This is a genomic window from Caballeronia arvi, from assembly GCF_001544695.2.
Classification (GTDB): domain Bacteria; phylum Pseudomonadota; class Gammaproteobacteria; order Burkholderiales; family Burkholderiaceae; genus Caballeronia; species Caballeronia arvi.
The window spans coordinates 172,671-197,157 of record NZ_FCOM02000007.1 but is presented as its reverse complement, the minus strand read 5'-3'; the positions used below and the strand labels follow the sequence as shown (position 1 = coordinate 197,157).

General features: G+C 63.8%; 22 protein-coding genes and 1 tRNA gene. 12 read left to right on the top strand and 11 right to left on the bottom strand.

Translation table 11 applies throughout. The features are described from left to right. Positions 1 to 53: 53 nt before the first annotated feature. A complete protein-coding gene (loiP, locus tag AWB74_RS11330) occupies positions 54 to 812 on the top strand; it encodes a metalloprotease LoiP (protein WP_061146854.1) in 759 nt (252 codons plus the stop codon). A 54-nt stretch (positions 813 to 866) separates the two neighbouring features. Here the strand turns inward: loiP and AWB74_RS11325 are convergent, their stop codons facing one another. The 7 genes from AWB74_RS11325 to cysS form a co-directional block, all read right to left on the bottom strand. After that, positions 867 to 1,418: an outer membrane protein gene (locus tag AWB74_RS11325; RefSeq protein ID WP_061146853.1), complete on the bottom strand. Its 552-nt coding sequence runs from the start codon at positions 1,416 to 1,418 to the stop codon at positions 867 to 869. A gap of 280 nt (positions 1,419 to 1,698) precedes the next feature. Further along, a tRNA-Ser gene (locus AWB74_RS11320) sits at positions 1,699 to 1,791 on the bottom strand. A gap of 192 nt (positions 1,792 to 1,983) precedes the next feature. Beyond that, positions 1,984 to 3,234, bottom strand: coding sequence for an aspartate kinase (locus AWB74_RS11315; protein WP_061146852.1), 1,251 nt, complete (start codon positions 3,232 to 3,234; stop codon positions 1,984 to 1,986). A 330-nt stretch (positions 3,235 to 3,564) separates the two neighbouring features. Further along, positions 3,565 to 4,992 (bottom strand): tRNA lysidine(34) synthetase TilS, encoded by a 1,428-nt coding sequence (gene tilS / locus AWB74_RS11310; protein ID WP_061146851.1) that lies wholly within the window; start codon positions 4,990 to 4,992, stop codon positions 3,565 to 3,567. 30 nt (positions 4,993 to 5,022) lie between these two features. Beyond that, positions 5,023 to 5,994, bottom strand: coding sequence for an acetyl-CoA carboxylase carboxyltransferase subunit alpha (locus AWB74_RS11305; protein ID WP_061146850.1), 972 nt, complete (start codon positions 5,992 to 5,994; stop codon positions 5,023 to 5,025). A 129-nt stretch (positions 5,995 to 6,123) separates the two neighbouring features. Further along, positions 6,124 to 7,176, bottom strand: coding sequence for an endonuclease III domain-containing protein (locus AWB74_RS11300; protein WP_061146849.1), 1,053 nt, complete (start codon positions 7,174 to 7,176; stop codon positions 6,124 to 6,126). A gap of 47 nt (positions 7,177 to 7,223) precedes the next feature. Further along, positions 7,224 to 8,621 carry a cysteine--tRNA ligase gene (gene cysS / locus AWB74_RS11295; RefSeq protein WP_061146848.1) on the bottom strand — a complete coding sequence of 466 codons (1,398 nt, stop codon included), beginning with the start codon at positions 8,619 to 8,621 and terminating at the stop codon, positions 7,224 to 7,226. A 470-nt stretch (positions 8,622 to 9,091) separates the two neighbouring features. Between cysS and AWB74_RS11290 the strand changes: the two genes are divergently transcribed. The 4 genes from AWB74_RS11290 (at position 9,092) to AWB74_RS11275 (ending at position 12,027) form a co-directional block, all read left to right on the top strand. Then, complete coding sequence (locus AWB74_RS11290) at positions 9,092 to 9,934, top strand: tetratricopeptide repeat protein (protein ID WP_087038949.1); 843 nt, start codon at positions 9,092 to 9,094, stop codon at positions 9,932 to 9,934. A 117-nt stretch (positions 9,935 to 10,051) separates the two neighbouring features. Beyond that, on the top strand, positions 10,052 to 10,633 hold the full coding sequence (locus AWB74_RS11285) for a peptidylprolyl isomerase (RefSeq protein ID WP_061146847.1): 582 nt from the start codon (positions 10,052 to 10,054) through the stop codon (positions 10,631 to 10,633). An 88-nt stretch (positions 10,634 to 10,721) separates the two neighbouring features. Continuing rightward, entirely contained in the window at positions 10,722 to 11,213 is a 492-nt protein-coding gene (locus AWB74_RS11280; RefSeq protein ID WP_061146846.1) for a peptidylprolyl isomerase, read from the top strand. Between the two features lie 13 nt (positions 11,214 to 11,226). Next, positions 11,227 to 12,027 carry a UDP-2,3-diacylglucosamine diphosphatase gene (locus tag AWB74_RS11275; RefSeq protein WP_061146845.1) on the top strand — a complete coding sequence of 267 codons (801 nt, stop codon included), beginning with the start codon at positions 11,227 to 11,229 and terminating at the stop codon, positions 12,025 to 12,027. Here AWB74_RS11275 and cysE read toward each other — a convergent pair. Further along, positions 12,024 to 12,824 (bottom strand): serine O-acetyltransferase, encoded by an 801-nt coding sequence (cysE, locus tag AWB74_RS11270; protein ID WP_061146844.1) that lies wholly within the window; start codon positions 12,822 to 12,824, stop codon positions 12,024 to 12,026. The two genes, AWB74_RS11275 and cysE, sit on opposite strands and share 4 nt — an antisense overlap. A gap of 166 nt (positions 12,825 to 12,990) precedes the next feature. Further along, positions 12,991 to 13,761: an RNA methyltransferase gene (locus AWB74_RS11265; RefSeq protein ID WP_061146843.1), complete on the bottom strand. Its 771-nt coding sequence runs from the start codon at positions 13,759 to 13,761 to the stop codon at positions 12,991 to 12,993. 275 nt (positions 13,762 to 14,036) lie between these two features. Between AWB74_RS11265 and AWB74_RS11260 the strand changes: the two genes are divergently transcribed. From AWB74_RS11260 to AWB74_RS11240, 5 genes are all read left to right on the top strand, one after another. After that, on the top strand, positions 14,037 to 14,840 hold the full coding sequence (locus AWB74_RS11260; RefSeq protein ID WP_061146916.1) for an inositol monophosphatase family protein: 804 nt from the start codon (positions 14,037 to 14,039) through the stop codon (positions 14,838 to 14,840). A 218-nt stretch (positions 14,841 to 15,058) separates the two neighbouring features. Continuing rightward, entirely contained in the window at positions 15,059 to 16,357 is a 1,299-nt protein-coding gene (gene lplT / locus AWB74_RS11255) for a lysophospholipid transporter LplT (RefSeq protein WP_061146842.1), read from the top strand. Positions 16,358 to 16,559: 202 nt separating this feature from the next. Continuing rightward, complete coding sequence (locus AWB74_RS11250) at positions 16,560 to 16,928, top strand: DUF883 family protein (protein WP_061146841.1); 369 nt, start codon at positions 16,560 to 16,562, stop codon at positions 16,926 to 16,928. A gap of 225 nt (positions 16,929 to 17,153) precedes the next feature. Next, positions 17,154 to 19,871: a DNA mismatch repair protein MutS gene (gene mutS / locus AWB74_RS11245; RefSeq protein WP_061146840.1), complete on the top strand. Its 2,718-nt coding sequence runs from the start codon at positions 17,154 to 17,156 to the stop codon at positions 19,869 to 19,871. Next, complete coding sequence (locus AWB74_RS11240; protein ID WP_235024542.1) at positions 19,858 to 21,186, top strand: hypothetical protein; 1,329 nt, start codon at positions 19,858 to 19,860, stop codon at positions 21,184 to 21,186. The genes mutS and AWB74_RS11240 overlap by 14 nt, the downstream gene beginning before the upstream one ends. Positions 21,187 to 21,231: 45 nt before the next feature. Here AWB74_RS11240 and AWB74_RS11235 read toward each other — a convergent pair whose 3' ends face one another. Further along, the gene (locus tag AWB74_RS11235) at positions 21,232 to 21,783 is read right to left on the bottom strand and encodes an FKBP-type peptidyl-prolyl cis-trans isomerase (RefSeq protein ID WP_061146838.1); all 552 of its coding nucleotides are present in this window, start codon (positions 21,781 to 21,783) and stop codon (positions 21,232 to 21,234) included. Positions 21,784 to 21,816: 33 nt separating this feature from the next. On the opposite strand from AWB74_RS11235, the gene AWB74_RS11230 reads away from it, so the two are divergent. Both AWB74_RS11230 and AWB74_RS47210 read left to right on the top strand, forming a co-directional pair. Beyond that, positions 21,817 to 23,055: a cupin domain-containing protein gene (locus tag AWB74_RS11230; protein WP_096032016.1), complete on the top strand. Its 1,239-nt coding sequence runs from the start codon at positions 21,817 to 21,819 to the stop codon at positions 23,053 to 23,055. Positions 23,056 to 23,323: 268 nt separating this feature from the next. Then, entirely contained in the window at positions 23,324 to 23,578 is a 255-nt protein-coding gene (locus AWB74_RS47210) for a hypothetical protein (RefSeq protein WP_074168913.1), read from the top strand. Positions 23,579 to 23,708: 130 nt separating this feature from the next. Here AWB74_RS47210 and AWB74_RS11215 read toward each other — a convergent pair whose 3' ends face one another. Next, positions 23,709 to 24,482: an MBL fold metallo-hydrolase gene (locus tag AWB74_RS11215; protein ID WP_061146837.1), complete on the bottom strand. Its 774-nt coding sequence runs from the start codon at positions 24,480 to 24,482 to the stop codon at positions 23,709 to 23,711. Positions 24,483 to 24,487 lie beyond the last annotated feature (5 nt).

Genomic DNA, 24,487 nt, shown 5'->3' with positions numbered 1-24,487 from the left:
CCAGCCCGCATTCCGACGCGGGCCTGAACCCACAACGCACTGAAGAGGCAACCATGAGAATCATCCGCTCGGCGATCGCGGTATCGGCAGTCACCGCACTCGCTTCGTGCAGCAGCGTCAGCAGCCTGAATCCGGACTCGCTCATGCAGTCCGGTCAACTCGCCACGCAGGCGCTCATGCTGAGCGACAACGACGTGCGCACGCTTTCTGACAAGTCGTGCGCGCAGATGGACAGCGAGAACCAGATCGCGCCGGCGTCGAGTCCGTACACGCAGCGTCTGAACAAGATCTCGAAGCAGCTCGGCGACAACATCAACGGCGTGCCGGTCAACTACAAGGTCTACATCACGAAGGACGTCAACGCGTGGGCGATGGCCAATGGCTGCGTGCGCGTCTACAGCGGCCTCATGGACCTGATGAACGACGACGAAGTGCGCGGCGTCGTCGGGCACGAGATGGGGCACGTCGCGCTCGGCCACACCAAGAAGGCGATGCAGGTCGCGTACGCGACATCGGCGGCGCGCTCGGTGGCGGCGTCGGGCTCGGGCATGATCGCGAGCATTTCCGGATCGCAGCTCGGCGATCTGACCGAGAAGTTCGTCAACGCGCAGTTCTCGCAGTCGCAGGAAACCGCCGCCGACGACTACTCGTTCGACTCGCAGAAGAAGAAGGGATATAACCCGGCCGGACTCGTCACCGCGTTCCAGAAACTCGCAACGATCGATGGCGGCAAGTCGAGCATGCTCGATTCGCATCCGTCGTCGCCGGCGCGGGCGAAGCACATTCAGGATCGGATCGCGTCGGGGAAGTGACGCAGACTTGAACGCGATGCGCGCGTGAGACACGCGCGCATCGGTGAAGAAGAATCAGAAGAAGTAGTAATGCAGGCCCATCGTCACGCTGTTGTTGTGACGATGGCCGCCCTGATAGCTCGATGAGTCGCCGGTGTATTCGCCCGCCACGCTCCAGTTCTTCGCGAATTTATACTCGACGCCGCCGCCGTAGTGCAGGCGCGTGTCCGGCCAGGTCCCCGTGAAGCCGATGCGCGCGTACGGCATGATGTTCCTGTTGACCGGCATGCCGAACTTCACGTCAAGGCCGCCGTCCTTCTTGGTCGTCGAGCCGCCGTGGAAGTCGGCGAAGCCTTCGAGACCGACCACGAAACGGTCGACATCGTAATTCACGCCGCCGACGATGCCCGGAAACCAGGTCGAATGCCACCCGCGTGCGTTCGGGCCGCTGATATCCGACAAGTTGAGGCCGAACTTCGCGCCAACGTAGGGACCGGCGAACTCGCTATGCGGTCCGTACACTCCCATCGCTTTGAGAAGAGCCGGATCGATTGTTTCGGAGTGCGCATGAGCCGCACAGAGCAACGAAACGAGCGCCGGAGCGACGAGCTTTTTGAAACTGAACATGACTTTAGTGAATCCCGAGTGAAGCGCCGCGCCGCGTGCATGTGGATGCCTGGCGAAACGCTTTTGGCAGACAATGCAATCACTGCTTTTTTCGCAACTGATTGCTTTAACGCAAGCAGCGGGAGAATAGTGAGCAGCGACGACACTCGGAAGCGGACTTATCCGAAAGCACGTCATCTCAATCGTGACGTTTTGATTCGATGCGGGCGCGGATAAAAGTCGCGCGCAAAAAGAAAAAGCCCCGCAAGTTTTTAAGCTTGCGGGGCCCTTCTACGACAACTGGCGGAGACGGAGGGATTCGAACCCTCGATCCAGTTTTTAGCCAGATGCTCCCTTAGCAGGGGAGTGCCTTCGACCTCTCGGCCACGTCTCCCAAACTTTTCGTTGCACCGGGAGTGCAGTGCAACGAGATCGAGATAATAGCCTGTTCGCTCGCGCCGGTCAAATTCGCATGACGATTTTTTTCAGATCATCAATGCCGGACCGCCGTGCTCCGCGAACCGCAACGATGTGGAATACTCCAACTCGCCCGCGAGCCTCCACATCGGCGTCACGACACGGCCGATTACCCGCGGTCCAGCTCGAACGCCTTGTGCAGCGCGCGCACGGCGAGTTCGGTGTACTTCTCGTCGATCAGCACCGAAATCTTGATTTCGGACGTCGAGATCATCTGAATGTTGATGCCCTCTTCCGACAGCGTGCGGAACATCGTGCTTGCGATGCCCACGTGCGAACGCATGCCGACGCCGACCACCGACACCTTCGACACCTTCGGATCGCCCAGCACGGTTTCCGCCTGGACGTGGCCCTTCACCTGGTTGTTCAGGATTTCGAGCGCACGCTGATAGTCGCCGCGGCCGACCGTGAACGTGAAGTCGGTCTTTCCGTTCACGCTCTGGTTCTGAATGATCATGTCGATGTCGATGTTCGCATCGGCGACCGGCCCGAGAATCTGATACGCGACGCCCGGCTTGTCGGGCACGCCCATAACCGCGATGCGCGCTTCGTCGCGCTGGAACGCGATGCCAGAAATCACTGCTTTTTCCATGTTCTCGTCTTCTTCAAAAGTAATCAGCGTGCCGGAGTGCATCTCGTCTGCGAGCGGCATCAGCGGATCGGTCAGGCTGGAGAGCACGCGCGTCTTCACCTGATATTTGCCGGCGAATTCCACCGAACGGATCTGCAGTACCTTGGAGCCGAGGCTCGCCATTTCCAGCATCTCTTCGAAGGTCACGCGGTCGAGCCGGCGCGCTTCTTCGACGACGCGCGGGTCGGTCGTGTAGACGCCGTCGACGTCGGTGTAGATCAGGCATTCGTCCGCCTTCATCGCCGCCGCGATCGCCACTGCCGAGGTATCCGAGCCGCCGCGGCCGAGCGTCGCGATATGACCTTCGGGATCCACGCCCTGAAAGCCCGTGATGACGACGACCTTGCCCGCGTCGAGCTCCTTCAGCACGCGCTCGCCGTCGATCTCGCTGATGCGCGCCTTCGTGAACGCGCTGTCGGTCTTGATCGGCACTTGCCAGCCGGCGTAACTCACGGCTTCGAGACCTTCGGCGTGCAGCGCGATGGCGAGAAGCCCCACGCTCACCTGCTCGCCGGTCGAGGCAATCATGTCGAGTTCGCGCGGGTCCGGGTCGGCCTTGATGTCTCTCGCGAGACCGAGCAGGCGGTTCGTTTCGCCGGACATCGCCGAGGGCACGACGACCATCTTGTGGCCGGCCTTGTGCCATTTGGCGACGCGCTTGGCGACGTTCTTGATGCGCTCGACCGAGCCCATCGAAGTGCCGCCGTATTTGTGTACGATGAGTGCCATTTGCGTTTTGAACTGGAGGGAAAACCGCGCTTCACGCGCTCAGAGCGCCGCGCTTGAAACTCGCGCTCGACCTGACTTCGGGGATGGTGAAGCCTGCGAACAGTGGCGCCGACGCACGCCCGCCGCGCGCTCGCTTACCTGCGCACGGATGCGTGGTTGCGGGCGAAATCGAGTCTTTTGAACGGAGATGCCGCGCAAAAACGCGCTTGGGCGAAACGAGTAACCGTACCCGATCGAGGCCGAAATTACAAGATGAGGTGCCCTCTGCCGGCGCCCTTTACCGAATACCCCGGCGATTTTACCGGCTTCGGCACAACGGTTTCTCTTCGATCAGGCCAGCAGCAGATCAGGCCGCCACGAAATGCGGCGCAGCGGCCCATGAGCGGCGCTCGGCGCAGCCTCGCGATTCACGCCCACGTGCGGCACGAACAGCAGCGCTTCCCCGATGAACAGCAACGGCACGTCCCGCTTCCAGGCCGGCACGCCGCGTTCCTGAAAGAGATTCTTGAGCGTGCGGCTCGGCGCTTCGCCCGCGACGCGCATGCGCTCGCCGCCCGCACGCGAACGCGCGACGAGCGGCGCCGCGCGCAGCACGCCTTCGCCGACCACATCGTCGGCGGCCGCATCGGCGGGCTCGAAGACGAACGAGCCGCGCCACTGCGGCAGACGCCATACTTCTTCGCCCTGCCATTGCAGCTCTGCCGCGGCCTTGAGCGCGGGCGCGCCTTCGTCGAGATCGGGCGCATCGCCGCTGTCGCCCGGCTCCCAGAACAGCACGTTGCGATACGCGCGCAAACAATGCCCCGCATGATCGACGCGCAACGCGTGGCCGTCGCGCGCGGCGGCGGCGTCGCGCAACTGGCGCAGCATATCGGCGATACGCGCCGTCGATGCCGCCAGCAATCCGCGCGAGCGAATCCAGTGGCGCATGAGGTTGATCGCGCGTTCGTCGTCGAGGGCGAGGAGCGCGTCGAGCGTGAGCGCGCCTTCTTCGCCCGCGCTCTGCACGTGCTCGTAGTCGATGCGCGCGAGCTGATCCAGCAACCGCTGCGCCGACGCCGCGTGCGATGCAGTGCGCGCGAGCGCATCGCGGAAGCCGGGGAAATGCACCGCGAGAACCGGCAGCACGTCATGCCGCAGCGCGTTGCGCGAATAGCGCGTGTCGCCGTTGGATTCATCGTCGATCCAGGCGAGGTCGCGCTCGTGCGCGTACTGCTCCAGTTGCGCACGCAGCAGGCGCAAGAGCGGCCGCAGACGCGGCACGGCGCCATCGGACCGCTGCGGCGCCATCGCCGCGAGGCCCGCGACGCCCGCGCCGCGCAGCAATTGCAGCAGCACGGTTTCGGCCTGATCGTCGGCGTGATGCGCGATCAAAAGCGCGCTCGCGCCATGCTCGTCGCAGAGATCGTCGAGCGCGCGATAACGCGCATCGCGCGCCGCCGCTTCGAGACTTTCGCCGCCCGCGCGCGCGACATCGACATGACGCACGGCGAAGCGCACATCGAGCGACGCCGCGAAACGCTCGCAATGCGCGGCCCATGCGTTGGCGTTCGGACTCAGCCCATGATGAATGTGCAACGCGACGACACACTGCGCGCCGAAGCAGCGCACGGCTGCATCGAGCAGCACGGTCGAGTCGAGTCCGCCGCTCAGTGCGACGGCGAGAAGAGCATCGGAGGAAAGATCCGCATCCGAAACCGCCACGCGCACCGCCTCGAAGACGAGGCGGCCGGCCGGGGTTTCGTTATCGGATGTCACGAGAGTTCGTGATGAGGAAGAAAGAACCGGTTACGCGCCCGGCAGCGATTCCTTGAACTTGCCGTACGCCATCAGCTTTTCGAAGCGGCGCTCGCGCAGGTCGTTGACGCTCATGCCCTGGAACTGACGCAGCGAGTCGGCGAGCGCACGGCGCAGCAGCGCGGCCATGCCCTTCGAATCGCGATGCGCGCCGCCGAGCGGCTCGTTCACGATTTTATCGATGAGACCGAGCGCCTTCAGCCGATGCGCGGTCAGACCCAGCGCTTCGGCCGCTTCCGGCGCCTTCGCCGCGCTCTTCCAAAGAATCGACGCGCAGCCTTCGGGCGAGATGACCGAGTACGTGGAAAACTGCAGCATCATCACGACATCCGCGACGGCGACCGCGAGCGCGCCGCCCGAACCGCCCTCGCCGATGATCGTCGTGATGATCGGCGTCTTGAGTTCCGCCATCACATAGAGATTGCGGCCGATCGCTTCCGACTGGCCGCGCTCTTCCGCGCCGATGCCCGGGTACGCGCCCGGCGTATCGACGAACGTGAAAATCGGCAGGCTGAATTTCTCGGCGGTGCGCATCAGGCGCTCGGCCTTGCGATACCCCTCCGGACGCGGCATGCCGAAGTTGCGCAGCGCGCGCTCCTTCGTGTCGCGGCCCTTCTGATGCCCGATCACCATGCACGGCTGACCGTTGAAACGCGCGAAGCCGCCGACGATCGCGAGGTCGTCCGCGAAGGCGCGGTCGCCATGCAGTTCGTGAAAGTCGGTGAAAAGCTCGCTCACATAGTCGAGCGTGTACGGACGCTGCGGATGACGCGCGATTTGCGAAACCTGCCAGGGCGACAGATTCGCGTAGAGATCCTTCGTGAGTTGCTGGCTCTTCTTCGAAAGCCGGTCGATTTCTTCCGAAATATCGACAGCGGAATCGTCCTGAACGAAGCGGAGTTCTTCGATCTTCGCTTCGAGTTCAGCGATCGGCTGCTCGAAATCCAGAAACGTGGTCTTCATGTGTTCGAGTCCTAGAACATCGGGCAGCGCGTATTCTAACCGCGTCCGTCCCTGATCAATGCGCGCGGAAGCTATGGATTATAAATCAACGATAGTTCCGCAATCCGCTGGCTGACGTCAATGGTCAGGTCAGTGGTCAGCGGGGATCGGATTGAGGCTGCGCCACATATACCAGGTCGCGACCGTACGCCACGGCTCCCAGTTCGCCGCGACTTCGCGCGCTTCGCTGCGCGTGACCGGCTCGCCGCTGAAGTAGTTGACGCTGATCGCCTGAATGAGACCGAGATCGTCGAGCGGCAACACGTCCGGACGTGACAGATTGAAGATGAGGAACATCTCCGCCGTCCATCGGCCGATGCCGCGAATCTGCGTGAGCTCGGCGATCACGTCTTCGTCATCCATCGATGTCCAAGCATCGACGTGCAGCGCGCCCGACTCGAAGTGCTGCGCGAGATCGAGAATGTATTCGGCCTTGCGGCGCGACAGTCCGCACGCCTGCAGCTTGTCGTGACCGAGCCTGATGAAATGCGCGGGATGGACTTCGGGGCACGCGTTCTTCACGCGTTCCCAGATGGCCTGCGCGGCTTTGGTCGAGATCTGCTGACCGGCAACCGAACGCGCGAGCGTGGAGAACGGATCGCCGAGATTGACGAGATGGATCTCGCCGAACTTCGGAATCAGCTTCTTGAGGATGCGGTCGCGCTTCATGAGATCGGCGCACGCGCGGTCCCAGTAGTCGGGACGCGTGACTTCGCGCGTCAGTCCGCCGATCTGCACCGGCACCGTCGCATCCGACGTGACGACGCGCGACTTGCGCACGACCTCGCCCTGCTGCGTGTCGGCAACGATGGCCTGCGCACTCGCGCCATCGCCGGCGACGGCCCGGCCGTTGCCCTTCACGGGCGACGCTTCGGCTTCTTCCGTGCCTGCCTTCGCCGCGCGCGCGGCGCCGTTCAGACGCGTCGCGGTCTCGGGCTTCGCGGCTTTGAGCGCGGCGCTTCGGGCGGGCTTGACGCCCGCGCCCGTGCGCTTCACCGCGGTGTTGCGTTCGCTCGCAGCGACGACGCCATCGATCTTCTGCGTGGTTGTTTTCGTTTGCGCGCTGCGCGGTCGCTTCGTTGCGCCCGACGCATCGCTAACAGACGCGGGTCGTTTGACCGGCGTCTTCCTGGCCGTTGCCATCTTGCCTCCTGCCTGGTGAGTCGATCAGAGGGTTCGAATGGCCGCGCTCAAACGCGGCGCCATTCGGTCGACCCACCCGGTTTGTCTTCAAGAGCAATACCGGCTTCGAGCAATTCGGCGCGAATCCGGTCTGCTTCGGCATAGTTCTTCGCCTGCTTGGCGGCGACGCGCTCGGCGATCTTCGCTTCGATCTCTTGCGGCGTGAGACCCTGCTCCGCGCCCGTGCCGCTCGCCTGCTGCAGAAAGACGCGCGGTTCGCGCCCGAGCAGACCGAGCACGCCCGCGAGTCCCTTGAGCTGGCGAGCGAGCGCGGCATCGCGCGTGCGGTTCACTTCGCTCGCGAGATCGAACAGCACCGACACGGCCACCGGCGTGTTGAAGTCGTCGTTCATCGCTGACTGGAAACGCTGCGCGTTCGCTTCGTTCCAGTCAAGTTGCTGATTGTCCGGCTCGACATCCTTCAACGCCGTATATAGACGCGTCAGTGCATTCTTTGCGTCGTCGATATGCACATCGCTGTAATTCAGCGGCGACCGATAGTGTGCCCGCGCAATAAAGAAGCGCACGACTTCGGCATCAAATTTTTCAAGGACTTCGCGGATCGTGAAGAAGTTGCCGAGCGACTTCGACATCTTTTCACTGTCGATCTGCACGAAGCCGTTGTGCATCCAGTAGTTCACGAAGTGCTTGCCCGTCGCACCTTCGCTCTGCGCGATCTCGTTCTCGTGATGCGGGAACTGCAGATCCATGCCGCCGCCGTGGATGTCGAACTGTTCGCCGAGCAGCGTGCAGCCCATCGCGGAACACTCGATGTGCCAGCCCGGACGCCCGCGCCCCCACTTCGAGTCCCAGCCGGAGTCGGCAGGCTCGCCGGCCTTCGCCTGCTTCCACAGGACGAAGTCGAGCGGATCTTCCTTCGCATCGTTCGCGGCGACGCGCTCGCCCGCGCGCAAGTCCTCGATCGACTTGCCCGACAGCTTGCCGTAGTCGGCGAACTTGCGCACAGCGTAGTTCACGTCGCCGTCCTTCGCGTGATACGCGTAGCCATTGGCGTGCAACGCATCGATCATGCCGAGCATCTGCGGGATGAAGTCGGTCGCGCGCGGCTCGATATCCGCGCGCGCGACGCCGAGCGCATCCATGTCGGCGTGCATCGCGTCGATGAAGCGATGCGTGAGGGTCTTGATCGGCTCGTTGTTCTCGACGGCGCGACGAATGATCTTGTCGTCGATGTCCGTGATGTTGCGCACGTACGTGACCTTGTAGCCCGACTCGCGCAACCATCGTTGCACGATGTCGAACACGACGAACATGCGCGCATGCCCGACGTGACAATAGTCATACACCGTGATTCCGCAGACATACATGCGCACCTCGCCTTCGCGAAGCGGCGTGAAGGGTTGCTTGTCACGGGCGAGCGTGTTGTAGATGCGCAGCGAATTCATAGAAGGCGAAGCGTAGGCCGGAAAGCATCCGTGTACCGGAAAGCAGACGGCGTGAACGATGCGGGCGAGAGTCTGAAAGACGCACACGCGAGCGCGAACACGACGGTCATGCGACCAGGACGGAGACGGCCACGAGTGGCGAAAGACAGTCTGGGGCCGGCGCCGGATACGTGCCTGGAAGACCAGGCGCAAGACGCGTGCGCGGGACGTGCAGACCTTTTGTTAGAATGGGTCGGAGTATAACACCGGGACCTGAGCCTATGAAATGTCGAAGCGGCCGCGCGGCGGGTATGACATGCCGCGCTTTGCGCCCGGTCGGAAGCCTTTCCGGACAGCATGCCGCATCGGGCGTTTCTGCTCGCTTCATGAGTCGCGCATCGAAGCCTGCGCCGTCTCTTTCACCGTCCCTTTCGTCTATTCGGCCGCTCTCGTGGCTTCTTTCGCTGCATCATTCATTGACTCGATTCCAAGTGATCCATCGCAAAGCGCGCACGCCTCTGCAACTCTCTTGCCGGTCCGCCTCCGGGACCGTCTCCTGGTTCGCGCCCGGCACGCTCCACACATTCGCCGCACGCACGCTCGCCATCGCGACGCTCGGACTGGCCGCATGCATCGGCATGCCGGGCGCCGCGTTCGCGCAGACGTCGCCCGCGACGCGCGACGACACGCCGCAAATCGATGCCGCCATCGCGAACAAGCAATGGACCGACGCGCTCACGCAACTCGATGCGCGCATCGCGAGCAATCCGCGCGACGCGCAGGCGAAGTTCAAGCGCGCCACGGTGCTCGCGCGCCTGAACCGCGACGACGAAGCCATCGCCGCCTTCACCGAGCTCACGCAGACGTACCCCGAACTGCCCGAGCCGTACAACAACCTCGCCGCGCTCTATGCGAAGAAGGGACGCTATGAGGACGCGCGCGCCGCGCTCGAAACCGCCGTCAAGGCGAACCCCGGCTATGCGCTCGCATACGACAATCTGGGCGATCTTTATCTGCGGCTCGCGAGCGAGTCGTACAAGCGTGCGCAATCGCTCGGCTCCAAGAGCCCGCTGACGAGCCAGCGCATCACGGCGATCCAGAACATCTACACGCCGCCGAAGAAACGCGCGGCCGCTCTGGATGCTGCCTCGGGCGCGCCCGCCGCGACGGCTCCCCGCGCGGCCGCGGACGAATGGGCGCCGGCGTCCGGCACGAACGGAACGAGCGGAACGGGCACAGGGACGATGCCCTCGCCCGACGAATACTCGCCGTTCGGCGGCCCGACCAACCCGCTGCCGACGTCGCCCTATGTGGCGCCAAAAACGCAGCCGTAAGCGCAACCGTTAGCGCGCAGACCTGCGCGCGCGGTAAGCTGTCGCCTCGCATCGCCGTATCGGGCGCCTGGCGTCGCGGTCGACTGATTGCATTCACCACACGAGGATCGATCCTTCATGAAATTCCTGATGTTGGCGCTTTCGAGCGCTGCCCTGATCGCGAGCGCGCCCGCGTTCGCCCAGCCGAACGCGCAGGCCGCGCACCCCGTCGTGCTCATCAAGACCACGCAAGGTGACATCAAGGTCGAGCTGTATCCCGAGAAGGCGCCGAAGACCGTGGCGAACTTTCTGGATTACGTGAAGTCCGGCCAATACAGCGGCACGATCTTTCATCGCGTGATTCCGGGCTTCATGATTCAGGGCGGCGGCTACAGCACGAGCTTCGCCGAGAAGCCGACGCGCGCGCCGATTCCGCTCGAAAGCAAGAACGGCCTGAAGAACATGACGGGCACGATCGCGATGGCGCGCACCAGCGACCCGAATTCGGCCACCGCGCAGTTCTTCATCAATACGGTCGATAATGCGGGTCTCGACTATCCGAGCCCCGACGGCAACGGTTACGCGGTGTTCGGCAAGGTCGTCGCGGGCATGGACGTCGTGAAGAAGATCGAAGGCAGCCCGACCACCTCGCGCGGCCCGATGCAGAACGTTCCGCAAAAGCCGGCCGTGATCGAATCGGCCACGGTGGTCCCGCAGTAACACGCAGCAACACGAAGCGCCCTTCACTCCCGCGGCGCGCACAGCTTCGCGCCGCGGCTCAATCAAACACACCGGAGAGAACATCATCATGGTCGAACTGCATACGAACCACGGCGTCATCAAGCTCGAACTGGACGCCGAGAAGGCGCCGAAGTCCGTCGAGAACTTTCTCAACTATGTGAAGAAGGGTCACTATGACAACACCGTGTTCCACCGCGTGATCGACGGCTTCATGATCCAGGGCGGCGGCTTCGAGCCGGGCATGAAGCAAAAGCCAACCGACGCTGCGATCGACAACGAAGCGAACAACGGTCTGAAGAACGACACGGGCACGATCGCGATGGCGCGCACGAACGATCCGCATTCGGCGACCGCGCAGTTCTTCATCAACGTGAAGGACAACGACTTCCTGAACCACTCGTCGCCGACGCCGCAAGGCTGGGGCTACACCGTGTTCGGCCGTGTCGTCGACGGCATGGACGTGGTCGAGAAGATCAAGAAGGTCAAGACCGGCTCGAAGGGCTTCCATCAGGACGTGCCGGTCGACGACGTGGTGATCGAGAAGGCCGTCGTGGTCTGATCCCGGTCATTGCATGATCGATACGAAGACTTCTTCCGATCGCGAAGCAGCGGGCGCAGCGAATCAAGCGCGTCCGCTGTTTTTCATTGCGGACCTGCATCTCTCCGAAGCGATTCCGAAGACGGTCGCCGCATTCGAGCATTTCATCGATGTCACGGCGAACGACGCCGACTCTGTGTTCATCCTCGGCGACCTGTTCGAATTCTGGATCGGCGACGACATCCTCGATGCGTCCGCAACGGACGCGCGCGCCAGCTTCGCGCGCCGCATGACGCACAAGCTGCACACGCTGACCGAGCGCGGCATCGGCCTTTACGTCATGCGCGGCAATCGCGATTTCCTGCTGGGCAAGCGCTTCATGAAAGACGCGGGCGCGATGTCGCTGCCCGATCCGTTCGTCATCACCGCGTTCGGCAAGCGCATCGTGCTTGCGCACGGCGACGGTCTTTGCACCGCGGACCGCGCCTATCAACGTTTTCGCGCCTTCGCGCGCAACGCGCTCGCGCAGCGGCTCTTTCTCGCGCTGCCGCTAAAGACGCGGCTCGGTATCGGTCAGCGCATGCGCACGAAGAGCGAGGGCGCGCGTGTGACGGGCGTCTCGGCGAAATACGACGTGACGAAGAAAGCCGTGTCCGATGTGTTCATCCGCAATCACACGGATACGTTGATCCACGGCCATACGCACCGGCCCGCGATGCATCGCGAAGTCGAAGGCGTGCGCTGGGTTCTGCCCGACTGGGAACTCGATGCAGACACGCCGCGCGGCGGCTATCTACGTCTGGACAAGAACGGCGTGAGCGCGCTGCCGCTTTAACGCCCGAGCGCAGCGCTACGTTCGGCCTGCTCTTCGCACTTGCCGTCCATCGACGTGCACAGGCGCTTGAGATCGACGAGCGCGGCGCCATCCACGCCATTGAGCGCTTCCACGCGTGCACCGAGCCGTTCGAGCGCCGCGACGATCTCGTCGACGCGCTGCGTCTGCGTCGACGCGTGATCGATAAGACCGTGGATCGCGAGCGAGACGGGATCGTCGGCGTTCGGCGTGATGCCGTAGGCGCAGAAACCTTCGCGCTTCGTTTCCTGCGGTTTGGACACCGCCGGCATCACGATGCGCGCCGGATTGCCCACCGCCGTGCCGCCCGCGGGCACCGGCTTCACGACGACCGCGTTCGAGCCGATCTTCGCGTCCGCGCCGATCGTGAAGCCGCCGAGCACCTTCGCGCCCGCGCCGACGATCACGCCGCGCTCGAGCGTCGGATGGCGCTTGGCGCCGCGCGTGAGCGACGTGCCGCCGAGCGTCACGCCCTGATAGATCGTGCAGTCATCGCCGATTTCGGCCGTCTCGCCGATCACGACGCCCATGCCGTGATCGATGAACACGCGCCGTCCGAGCGTCGCGCCCGGATGGATTTCGATGCCCGTGAGAAAGCGCGCGATCTGCGACACGAAGCGCCCGAGCCAGCGCCTTTGTCCGCGCCAGCACGCGTGCGCGAAGCGATGCAGCACGATGGCGTGCAGACCGGGATAACACGTAACGACTTCCCAGGCGCTGCGGGCGGCGGGATCGCGCTCGCGGATGGCGGCGATGTCTTCGCGAAGTCGGTCGAACATGGCGATGTCTCTGAGTGGGGGCGGGATTCGGCCAATGCACGGAGCGTGCAAAGCTTATATCGGCTGTCGCCGTTTTTCGCCGATTGTAGGACGAGCGCGGCGAGTCTGCCCGATGCCCCCGATGGCAGCGCGGTCGCTGCCATCGTCCCGAAGAGAGCACGCGCGTTCAGTCTTTCTTCGATCGAAGCAGGATGTGCTTCGCGATGCCACGCAGAATATTCACCTCTTCGCGCTCCAGGCCCGAGCGCGCAAAGAGCCGCCGCACACGCGACATCAGCTTTTTCGGATTGGCCGGATCGAGAAAATCGAGCGCGATGAGCGCTTCTTCGAGATGCGCATACATGCCCTCGATTTCATCGCTCGCTGCGCTCTGCCCCGCCGGCTCGACGGCGGCGAGCGCGCTCGCCGGCGCCTGAAACGCGACCCGCAACTCGTAGGCGAGCACCTGCACGGCCTGCGCGAGATTGAGCGAGCTGTAGGCGGGGTTGGCCGGAATATGGGCAAGCGCGCTGCAGCGCTCGACATCCGCGTTGGACAGTCCGGTGCGCTCGTTGCCGAACACGAGCGCGATATCGCCGTGACGGACGTATTCGTGCGCTCGTTCGGCCAGCGCGCGCGGCGGCATCTGCGGCGGGCCGTACTCGCGCATGCGCGCGGTCAGCGCGACCGACCAGTGCACGCCGACGAGCGCATCGGCGAGCGTGTCGACGACATGGGCGGACGCGAGCACATCGTCGGCGCCGGAGGCCATCGCAATGGCTTCGGGTTCGTTCTTGACATCGGGCACGCGCGGCGCGACGAGGACGAGGCGCGCGAAGCCCATCGTCTTGAGCGCGCGTGCGGCCGCGCCGACATTGCCTGGATGGCTCGGCTCGACGAGGATGAAGCGCGTGGACGTGAAGCCGCCGGCAGGCGCGGAAAGATCGTTGGGTTCCAAGGCGCGGTTCGTGCTGAAGATCGATGAGAGTGTGAACCCGTTATGTTAACGCGCTTTCGCGACATGCCTCAAACCCGTGTCATGCGACGCGGCTCGACCGCGACTTTCGGGTAAAATGGCGCCTTCGCGCGCCGCGAACGGTTTTGCAAATCAGGTCGAACCCTCGCGCGAACGCCCCGCTCTTATTCAATTCGTCTTTCGTCGACATAGTCGTTGTCGCCAACTTTTTCGCCCGCGCGTTCGCACCCGCGCCGGGCGTTCAGAGGATTTCGCTCATGCATCCGATGCTCAATATCGCTGTCAAGGCCGCGCGCCGCGCCGGACAGATCATCAATCGCGCGTCGCTCGATCTGGATCGCCTCCAGGTCAGCAAGAAGCAGCACAACGACTTCGTGACGGAAGTCGACAAGGCGTCCGAAGCCGCGATCATCGAGACGCTGCACACCGCCTATCCCGATCACTCGATCCTCGCCGAAGAGTCCGGCGCGACGGATCGCGAATCGGAGTTCCAGTGGATCATCGATCCTCTCGACGGCACCACCAACTTCATCCACGGCTTTCCGTACTACTGCGTGTCGATCGCGCTCGCACATCGCGGCGTCGTGCAGCAGGCCGTCGTCTACGATCCGACGCGCAACGATCTCTTCACTGCCTCGCGCGGCCGCGGCGCGTACCTGAACGAGCGGCGCATTCGCGTCGGCAAACTGGACCGTCTGTCCGATGCGCTGATCGGCACGGGCTTCCCGTTCCGCGACGGCCAGGGCCTGAACGCCTACATGCGCCTCTTCAGCGAAATGACGCTGTCGTGCGCCGGTCTGCGCCGTCCGGGCGCGGCCGCGCTCGATCTCGCGAACGTCGCGGCTGGCCGTCTCGACGGCTTCTTCGAGCAGGGCATTCATCCGTGGGATGTCGCGGCGGGCAGCCTCATCGTGACGGAAGCGGGCGGGCTCGTCGGCAACTACACGGGCGAATCGGATTTCCTGTTCAAGAACGAGATCGTCACCGCCAATCCGAAGGTCTATGCGCAGATGGTCAAGATCCTCGACATGTATTCGCGCACGCGCCTGACGGGCGAATGAGCCGCGGATGAGCCACGAATAAGCTGCATCGGCGGGGCGCGTCATCGCGCCCCGTTGCTTTTCCTCTCCACGCTGTCCTGGCGCGCCGCCTGCTCTGCAACGAATGCAGGGCTCCGTTACAGTGCATCTCTTGCCGGCGTCGCCCGAGGGCGATGCGCGTGCCCTCCGCCCTTCTCCCGTTGCTCCGCAGCGCGCGGCGCCTACCGCCAAGCCCGCTCATGAAAAAAGGCTTCTACACGATCATCGCTGCGCAATTCGTTTCGTCGCTCGGCGACAACGCGCTCCTGATCGCCGCGATCGCCATGCTCGCCGTCGTACGTTCGGCGCCGTGGGTCACGCCGCTTCTGCAGATATTCTTCACGATTTCCTACGTGCTGCTCGCGCCATTCGTCGGCGCTTTCGCCGATGCCATCCAGAAACGCCACGTCATGTTCATCTCGAACGCGCTCAAGGCCGCCGGCTGCGCGATGATGATCGCGGGCGCGCATCCGATGATCGCGTACGGCGTCGTCGGTCTGGGCGCGGCCGCTTACTCGCCCGCGAAGTACGGCATTCTCACGGAACTCCTGCCGCCGCAGAAACTGATCGCGGCGAACGCGTGGCTAGAATCCGCGACGGTCGGCTCGACGATTCTCGGCACCGTGATCGGCGGCGCGCTCGTGTCGCAGGTCGTCGCGCGCTGGGTCACGCACGCGCATCTGCCGTTCGTCGCCACCGCCGCGCACGCCGCGCTCTTCGCGGTAATGCTTATTTACGCGTCGGCGGCTGTCATCAACGTGTTCATTCCCGACACGGGCGCGCGCTATCCGAACCTGCTGACCGAACCGACGAAGCTCGTCCACGATTTCTCCCACTGCTTCAAAGTCCTGTGGCGCGACAAACTCGCGCAGATCGCGCTGTGGGTCACGACGCTGCTCTGGGGCGCGGCCGTCACGCTGCAACTGCTCGTGCTCAAGTGGGCCGACGCGAACCTCGGTCTGACGCTATCGAAGGCCGCTTTGCTGCAGGGCGTGACGGGCGTGGGCATCGCGCTCGGCGCCGTCGCGGCGTCCGCGTGGATCGTGCTGCGCCAGTCGCTCAGGGTGCTTCCGGTCGGCGTGATGATCGGCGCGGTCGCGGTCGCGATGGCCTTCTACAACAAGGACCTCTTCCCGGCTGGCGCGGGCGTGCAGATCGGCCCCTTTTTCGCGCCCGCGTACATCCTGATGGCCTATCCGCTGATGATCGCGCTCGGCGGCCTGTCCGGCTTTTTCATCGTGCCGATGAACGCGATCCTCCAGCATCGCGGCGCGACGCTGCTTTCCGCAGGACATTCGATCGCCGTGCAGAACTTCAATCAGAACCTCGCCGTGCTGTCGATGCTCGGCGCCTACGCGCTGTTCCTGACGGTCAAGGTTCCGGTGCAATGGATCATCGTCGTGTTCGGCCTTTTCGTGTGCCTGATGATGGCGCTCGCGATGCGCCGCCACATGCAGAACGAGCGGGAAACGGACCTGGTTGCGCTCGTCGAGGAATGAACCTTGCTCGACGGTGTATTCTGGGTTCATACCCCCGCACCTGCCGACGAGGACAAGCGGGAGGGAACGCGGGCGGCGGGGCCAAGTCGTAATGTTGCATAGCGGTTGTAAGCGGCGCGCCGGGCATTTGCGCACGACACGAGGCGACAACAACGAACCCGGCGTGATTCTTCCTCGGCAACGTCAATAAGGAGCATGGAAAATGGGATTGTTCACACGTTCGACGCTCGACAGCACAATCAATGGCGCCGCCGATGTCGGCCAGCGCGCGGTGCGCGGTGCGAGCGACGCGGTCGATTCGGCCAGCGGCCAGTTGCGCAGCCTGCTCGACGATCTGGAAAGTTCGATTCAGAACGCGAAGGACATCGATGCGGACAAACTGCGTAAAGAATTGCAATCGAAGCTCAAAACCGCGCGCTCGCAGATGAACGGCGCGGGCGGCGCGATCTCCGGCAAACTGGGCGACGCCGCCGGTTATGCCGACGACTTCGTGCATGACAAGCCGTGGCATACGCTCGGCGCGGTGGCGGGACTCGCATTGCTGGTCGGTTATCTGGCCGGGCGCGCGTGACGCGGCCTGACTATCTTCTTCGGTAAGCGCCGCCGGAACGGACCCGCGTTCGTTCCGGCGCCCTCACTACAAGTGTGCGCGAGCGACGCGCATCGATCATCGTTGGCCATTCGGCCGACTCGCGCTCATCCCGTGACAGGTTAAACTCATGCCCTATCGGCTGATCGGTGGCCGGCGCACGTCGCGCCCGGCCGTCTCGCCGCATACGCTTCCACAGCACGCACGATGGGCAATCACACGGCAACTCCCGACACCTCTTCCGACACCGCGCCGCTCGCGGACCTGTCGCAGCACACGCCGATGATGCAGCAGTATTTGCGCATCAAGGCGGAGCATCCCGGCACGCTCGTTTTCTACCGGATGGGCGACTTCTACGAGCTTTTCTTCGACGATGCCGAGAAGGCCGCGCGCCTGCTCGATCTCACGCTCACGCAACGCGGCGCGTCGGGCGGCAATCCGATCCGTATGGCGGGCGTGCCGCATCACGCGTGCGAGCAATATCTGGCGAAGCTCGTGAAGCTGGGCGAATCGGTGGCGATCTGCGAACAGATCGGCGATCCAGCGACATCGAAAGGGCCGGTCGAGCGCAAGGTAGTGCGCGTCGTCACGCCGGGCACGCTCACCGATGCCGCGCTGCTCTCCGACAAGAGCGATGTCTATCTGCTCGCGCTCTGCCCGGCGCACAACCGGCGCGGCGTGGTGACGAGCGTCGGGCTCGCGTGGCTGAATCTCGCGAGCGGCGCGCTGCGCCTCGCGGAAGTCGCGCCGGGGCAAGTGAGCACGGCGCTCGAGCGCATTCGTCCCGCGGAGACGCTCATCGCCGATTCGATCACCGACGTTCAGTCGTCGCTAGGCGTAACGCATCCCGGCGCGACCACGCGCGTGCCGGCCTGGCACTTCGACGTCGGTTCCGGCACGCAACGGCTGCGCGAACAGCTCGATGTCGCGAGCCTCGACGGCTTCGGCGCGCAGACGCTCACGTGTGCATGCGGCGCGGCGGGCGCGCTGCTGCTCTACGCCGCCGCGACGCAAGGCCAGCAGTTGCGCCACGTGCGCAGCCTGAAGGTCGAGTACGAATCGGAGTACATCGGGCTCGATCCCGCCACGCGGCGCAATCTCGAACTCACGGAAACCCTGCGCGGCACCGAATCGCCGACGCTGTTCTCACTGCTCGACACCTGCTGCACGACGATGGGCAGCCGCCTGTTGCGTCACTGGCTGCATCATCCGCCGCGTGATGCATCGGTCGCGCAGGCGCGCCAGCAAGCGATCGGCGCCTTGCTCGACGCGCCCGCGAACGCCGGGCTCGACACGCTGCGCGGCGCGCTGCGCAAGATCTCGGACATCGAGCGCATCACGGGCCGCCTCGCGTTGCTATCGGCGCGGCCGCGCGATTTGTCGAGCCTGCGCGACACCTTCGCCGCGCTGCCGGATCTGCGCGCGCTGGTTGCGGGCATGGCGGCGCATACATTGGCGCTGGGACGCATCGACGCGGCGCTCGAACCGCCGCATGAATGTCTCGATCTCCTGACGAATTCGATCGCGCCCGAGCCGGCCGCGCTGATTCGCGACGGCGGCGTGATCGCGCGCGGCTACGATCCCGATCTCGACGAATTGCGCGATATTTCGGAGAACTGCGATCAGTTCCTGATCGATCTCGAAACACGCGAGCGCACGCGCACGGGCATCGCGAATCTGCGCGTCGAGTACAACAAGGTGCATGGCTTCTATATCGAAGTCACGCGCGGGCAGACCGACAAGGTGCCCGACGACTATCGCCGCCGTCAGACGCTCAAGAACGCCGAGCGCTACATCACGCCAGAGCTGAAGACGTTCGAGGACAAGGCGCTGTCGGCGCAGGAGCGCGCGCTCGCACGCGAACGCGCGCTGTACGACGCGCTGCTGCAAAGCCTGCTGCCCTTCATCGCGGATTGCCAGCGTGTGGCGGGTGCGCTCGCGGAACTCGATCTCCTGTGCGCGTTTGCCGAACGCGCCCGCGCGCTCGACTGGGTCGCGCCGGAATTCACCGCAAATGCGGGCATCGATATCGAACAGGGCCGGCATCCGGTCGTCGAGGCGCAGGTCGAGCAGTTCATCGCGAATGACTGTTGCCTGAGCGACGAGCGCAAGCTGCTGCTCATCACCGGCCCGAACATGGGCGGTAAATCGACCTTCATGCGGCAGACCGCATTGATCGCGCTGATGGCTTACGTCGGCAGCTACGTGCCCGCAAAGCGCGCGCGTTTCGGCGCGCTCGACCGCATCTTCACGCGCATCGGCGCGGCGGACGATCTCGCGGGCGGACGCTCGACGTTCATGGTCGAGATGACCGAAGCGGCGGCGATCCTCAACGACGCGAGCGCATCGAGCCTCGTGCTGATGGACGAGATCGGTCGCGGCACATCGACCTTCGACGGCCTCGCGCTCGCCTGGGCGATCGCGCGGCATCTGCTGATGCACAACGCCTGCTACACGCTCTTCGCGACGCACTATTTCGAGCTCACGCAACTGCCGGCGGAATTCGCGCAGGCCGCAAACGTGCATTTGTCGGCGGTCGAGCACGATCACGGTATCGTGTTTCTGCATGCGGTGAGCGAAGGCCCGGCCAATCAGAGTTACGGCCTGCAGGTCGCGCAGCTCGCGGGTGTGCCGGCTGCGGTGATCCGTGCGGCGCGCAAGCATCTCGTGCATCTGGAGCAGCAGTCGATCGGCCATCCCACTGCGCAGTTCGATCTGTTCGCGAGCCAGCCATACGCGCCTTACGAAGACGAGCCGCCGCACGAAGACAAAGACGAAGACGAAGCGAAGGCCGAGACGCCCGAACATCCGGCGATGCAGAAGCTGCGCGCGCTGGACCCGAACGAACTGCGTCCGCGCGATGCGCTCGATCTGCTTTACGAACTGCATGAACTGGCGAACGCTCCGCCGGATGCGTCGCGTTGAGCGTGCCGTCGCAGCCGCGTTAGTCTGCGGCGCGCTCCTCTTCGGCACGCAGCGGCAGGCGCATGCGCAGGGCAATACGCTCGGCTTCGCCGTGATGGCCGATGCGCTTACCCGCCCCGCCGACGAAACGCCCGTGCGCCGCATGCTCGATGCGATCGGGCGCGACGGCAGCATCGCGTTCATCGTTTACGACGGGAATCTCAAGGGCGCTGGCGAACCATGCCGCGACAGCGTCTATCAGTCGCGGCACGACGTGCTGGACGCGTCGCGCACGCCGCTGGTGCTGCTGCTCGGCCAGCACGACTGGGCCGATTGCAGCAGCGCGCATGCGGGCGCCTACGATCCGGTCGAACGGCTCGATTTCGTCCGTCAGCTCTTTTTCGCCGATGCGACCGCGCTCGGACAAAGCTCGCTCACGCTATCGCGGGAAAGCGATGTCGCGCGTTTTCGCACGTTCCGGGAAATCGTGCGCTGGCAGGCGCAAGGCATCGCGTTCATCGGCCTCAATGTGCCGAGCCCGAACAACCACTATCTGACCGCGGGCGGGCGCAACGGCGAGTTCGAAGACCGCGCCGTCGCGACGTCCTTCTGGCTCGAACACGCGGCGGAATCGGCGCGGCGCAGCGAGATGCGAGCGCTCGTCGTGATCCTTCAGGGCGATCCGGACTTCTCGCGCTACGAACGCCGCGAGCGCTTCGCGTGGCTGCGTTTCTCGCACTCGAACCAGCCCCGCGATGGCTTCCTCGAACTCAAGCGCAGCCTCGTGAAGGCGGCGGAGATTTTTCGCGGGCCGGTGATCGTGATTCACGGCACCGATGCGCCCGAGCCGAATGGTTTTCACATCGACCAACCTTTGCGCAACGACAAGGGCTTGATCGTCACGAATCTCACGCGCGTGGCGATAGCATTTAAAAAGCCGCAATCGCAATGGCTCGAAGTGCAAAGCGATGCGCAATGGCATCCACCGTTTCGGCTGCGCGTGCGCGATGTGAAGGAGACTCGGGTGCGCGAACCGGTTGCGCCGACATCCGATGTGCCCGCGCAATCGAGCACGCCTTACGTACCTTATCCGGATGCCTATCCGACGCCGTCTTCCGCGCCGCCGCCCACGTTGCCCGCGTCGCTGCCGCCCGCCCTGCCGCGCAACGATCTGCCCGAGTCTCTGCCCGCGCCGCCTTCGATGCCGCTACCGGCCTCCGACCTGCCGCCGATCCTCACGCCGCCGCAATCCTCGCCGCCGCCGTCCTTGTCACCGCAGTCTTTGCCACCGATTTATCCCGTGCCAGCGGCGCCTGCGAGTGGCGTCGGCAAATAAAAAAGCGCAGCCCCCGGCTGCGCTTTCTTTCTTCGGCCGATGCGCTCAATGCAGCGTCGGCCCTGCGTTCTTGCGCGGTTCGTCGTCATCGTCGTCTTCGTCTTCGTCGACGACGTGCAGGCCGTCCGCGCCATGCGCGTGCTGATGTTCGATCTCGTCTTCGGTCGCCGAGCGCACTTCCTGCACCGACAACGCGAAGCGCAGCGCCATGCCCGCGAGCGGATGATTGCCGTCGAGCACGACCTTGTCTTCGGCGACATCGGTAACGGTATAGATGAGCGAATCGATGTCGTCGTCGCCATCTTCGGGCGTGCCTTCGAACTGCATGCCGACTTCCAGCGGCTCCGGAAAACGGTTGCGCTCTTCGATCTTCACGAGCTCGGGATCGTACTCGCCGAATGCGTCCTGCGGTTCGAGCTGGATCATCGTTTCATAGCCGGCTTCGTGACCGTCGAGCGCTTCCTCGATCTTGGGGAACGTGCCATCATAGCCGCCGTGCAGATAGACCATCGGCTCGTCGCTCTCCTCGATCAGATTGCCTTGCGCATCCGATAGCTTGTACGCGACCAAAACGACAGTGTCTTTCGCAATTTTCATTGGATCCTCCAAGATACAAGCCTCGATTATACGATGCCCAAGCGGCCCCACCACGCAACACCGATCCCCGTTTCCGGCCTTCACAGGCATGCTCGCGCGCCTCTTCCGGACGAACCCACGCCCTTGTTGGGCAACCGCACGCCGCGACAGTTCATGCGGCGTTACTGGCAGAAAAAGCCACTTTTGATTCGCCAGGCTTTTCCCGATATCGCGGCTCCGCTCACGCGTGACGAACTCTTCGAACTCGCCGATCTCGACGACGTCGAGGCCCGCCTGATCACGCATTTTCGCAAGACGTGGAATCTCGAGCACGGCCCTTTCGCCCCCGACGAACTGCCTTCCGTGAAGAAGCGCGAGTGGACGCTGCTCGTCCAAGGCGTGAACCTGCACGACGATCGGGCGCACGCGCTGATGAACCGTTTCCGCTTCATTCCGGACGCGCGCCTCGACGATCTGATGATCTCCTATGCAACCGATGGCGGCGGTGTGGGACCGCACTTCGACTCTTACGATGTCTTCCTGCTTCAGGTTCATGGCAAGCGCCGCTGGCGCATCGGCGCACAGCGCGATCTCTCGCTAAAACCCGGATTGCCGTTGAAAGTTTTACAGCACTTCGAGCCCGAAGAAGAGTGGCTGCTGGAGCCCGGCGACATGCTGTACCTTCCGCCGCACGTCGCGCACGACGGTATCGCCGAGGGCGAATGCATGACGGCGTCGATCGGCTTTCGCGCGCCCTCCGCGCACGAGCTGACGGCGCAGTTCCTCTATCACCTCGCCGAGCGCACAGGCGATGCGCCCGACAGCGGCCGCGCAAGCGCGCGCTATCGCGATCCGGGTCAGGACGCCGTGTCGAATCCGGCGGCGCTGCCGGCGCTTCTCGTCGAACGCGTTGGCGCGATCCTTGCGAACGTCGACTGGAACGAAAAGGACATCGGCGAGTTTCTGGGTACTTATTTGAGCGAGCCGAAAGCCAACGTCGTATTCGACTCGCCCGAACGCGCGTTGAATGAGCAAAAATTTGTAGAGCGAGCAAAAAAAACGGGCGTAGAACTCGATAGAAAGACTATTTTGCTCTACCACGCGAGGTCATATTTCGTAAATGGGGAACCGGCGGCGATGTCGTCGAAGCTGAAAAAGTGGCTCCCTGAATTGGCCGATACACGGCGTCTGGAGGCGAAACGCTTTGTAACACTTACAGACGATTCGTCAATGACAGCGCTGCTACACGAATGGTATCGTGCGGGCTGGATTCAGACAGGCGCTTTGCCTTGACAGGCTTGCGTTTAAGAGACTTGCCGACAGGCTGCGGATGGTAAAATCATGCTGTTCCGCAATATGAAAGTTTGTATGAGAAAGACAACGTATCGTCCCCTGATTTATCGACGGTCGTTACGAAAGTGCCTATAATTTCCGGCCAAGCCGTAGGAAGTCTCACACAAAATAGAATTGTGAGTCTCCACAGCGGCCCAGGTCGGTGTTGGAGCACACATTACCGGTACTTTGCGCTGTTGCTTACCTTTAACCATAAAAGGACGTGATCATGAAGAAATCCCTCCTCGTAGCATCCCTGTTGGCTGCTGTTGCTCTGGCTGCATGCAACAAGTCTAGCGAAACGGCTGCTCCGAGCGCTGCAAGCGATACGTCGGCGGCTTCGGCTCCGGCTGCTGCTGCTTCGGACGCAAACGCTGCTGCATCGAGCGCTTCGGCCGCCGCAAGCGACGCAGCATCGGCTGCTGGCGCGGCTTCGGACGCTGCCGCTTCGGCTGCTGCCCCGGCATCGGGCGCAAGCCAGTAAGGCTTGTCGGCGCTCTATCGCAGCGCCACGTGACAGGCCGCTCCATGCGGTCTGCCAACGAAAAAACCGGCTCTTGGGCCGGTTTTTTCGTTTCTGCTTTCTGCAAGTTTTTACGCCAGGCGCGCCGCGTCTAGAGCACGAGCCAGTCGAAGCCTTCGGCTTGCGTCGCCACCACGACATCGATCGCCGACGCGCCCAGCACCGCCGCCAGCGCCGCCTGCGCGAGATGCGGCAGGTTGTTCTGCTGGCTGAGATGAGCAGCCACGAGATGACGCAGCCTGGAACGATCGAGCGATGCCAGTATCGCCGCCGCCGCCTCGTTGTTCAGGTGTCCGTGATTCCCGCCGATGCGTGCCTTGAGCGAAGGCGGATAGCGGCTCCCGGCGAGCATCTCGACATCGTGATTGGATTCGAGCACGAGCGCGTCGCAGCCGGTCAGCACGTTCGTGATATGCGGCGTGGAGACACCGACGTCCGTCAGCACGCCGAGGCGGCACGCGCCGTCGGAGAAGACGTATTGCAACGGCTCCCGGGCGTCGTGAGGCACGGTATAGGGCAGCACGCTCAGATCGCCGATAGCGACGCTCTCGTCGCCCCATAACACGTTGAGTTCGACGTCGGCTTCATCGGCGCCGGTCGCGCGTGCCGTGCCCCAGCTCATATGCAGCGGAATGGACCATTTTCGTGCGAGCGTCAGCGCGCTGCCGATATGGTCCGTGTGCTCGTGCGTAATGACGATGGCATCGAGATCCTCCACACGGCAGTTCAGGCGCTCGAGACGGCGCACAACTTCCTTGCCGGAGAATCCGCAATCGAGCAGCACGCGCGTGGTGGTCGTGCCGCTCGATGCCTCGACGAGCAACGCATTGCCCTCGCTGCCGCTGCCGAGACTGGCGAATCTCACGATGT